This window comes from Acinetobacter sp. YH16042, from assembly GCF_013417245.1.
Taxonomy (GTDB): domain Bacteria; phylum Pseudomonadota; class Gammaproteobacteria; order Pseudomonadales; family Moraxellaceae; genus Acinetobacter; species Acinetobacter amyesii.
Map to the genome: position 1 here is coordinate 1 of NZ_VPEJ01000148.1, position 1,058 is coordinate 1,058.

Consider the following 1,058-nt stretch of genomic DNA (forward strand, 5'->3'; position numbering starts at 1 on the left):
GATTTTCATATCAGGATGCCAATATCAGCAAGAGCCAAAAAACTTAATCCAGCATTAGGAGATTACTGGGAAGCACGTTTGATTGAAGTTGAGCAGGCAGGAAAAATCCGCCGTTATATCACTTCATTATTAGATTCAAAGACATATCCAGCTCGAACTTTAGCAAAGTTATATGCTCAACGTTGGGAGATAGAGATGTGTTACCGAGAAATTAAAAGCAATTTACAGGAAGGTAAGCACTTAAGGAGCAAACAGCCAGACTTAATTTATCAAGAATTATGGGGTGTCTTGATTGCTTATAACGTGCTGAGAAGACAAATGAAATATATGGCTCAACGTGCCAAAGTAAGCCCGTTGAGGATCAGTTTTCATATTGCATCTATTGCCCTTCTTAATTTACTCAGATTCGACTCTTTGGCTTCTGCAGGTAATCTACCCAAACATCTGGAAAGTTTAATGGAGAAATCTAATCGGTATGTTATACCTGAGAGAAGAGTGAGGAGTTATCCAAGGGTTGTAAAAGGAAAACCTCAAAAATACCCAAGAAAAAGCCAGTCAATCTCTTAACTGACTGGCATTACACTTTACAGTGGGTTTTTACTACATTAACTCATCAAGGTGATGCTCTAAGAATCTAAGCATATGTTTTAATTTTATTGAATTGTTACAGTGACAGGTTTTGCATAAATCGTATAGGTGTAATTTGGTGCCATCGTATATTGATAGCTTGGCATGACATAAGCTGTACCTTTTTCAGTAAATGTCAGCCCTTGGCCATTTTGCGTATATTTAGCCGAATTTGGCAAAACCAGCATATTTTTAACAAGATAATTCGATTTCGTTCCAATTTGAGTTTGGATTTCTGCATTGATTTCTACAGGCTTGCCTGCAGTGGCTATGAGCTGACTTGCTGTATTCAATTTTACCGCCAGATTTGAAGATTCATGCGCATAATCAGTCGTTAGACCATGTGTGCCTTGTACATACATGCGGTAGAAGTCATCTTTATTTAAGCGGAAAGTCCATGGCCAGAAAGTCACGCCGCGCTGGCTCGCCAT

The 1,058-nt window shown here is 38.8% G+C and carries 1 protein-coding gene and 1 pseudogene; one reads left to right on the forward strand and one right to left on the reverse strand.

Features of this window, described 5'->3' with window-relative positions:
• A partial coding sequence (locus FTV37_RS17665; RefSeq protein ID WP_180064359.1) for a transposase occupies positions 1–567 on the forward strand: 567 nt, incomplete at its 5' end.
• Positions 568–653: 86 nt separating this feature from the next.
• On the opposite strand, the pseudogene FTV37_RS17670 reads toward FTV37_RS17665, so the two are convergent.
• Positions 654–1,058 (reverse strand): annotated as a pseudogene (locus FTV37_RS17670) (glycerophosphodiester phosphodiesterase); the annotation flags it as partial.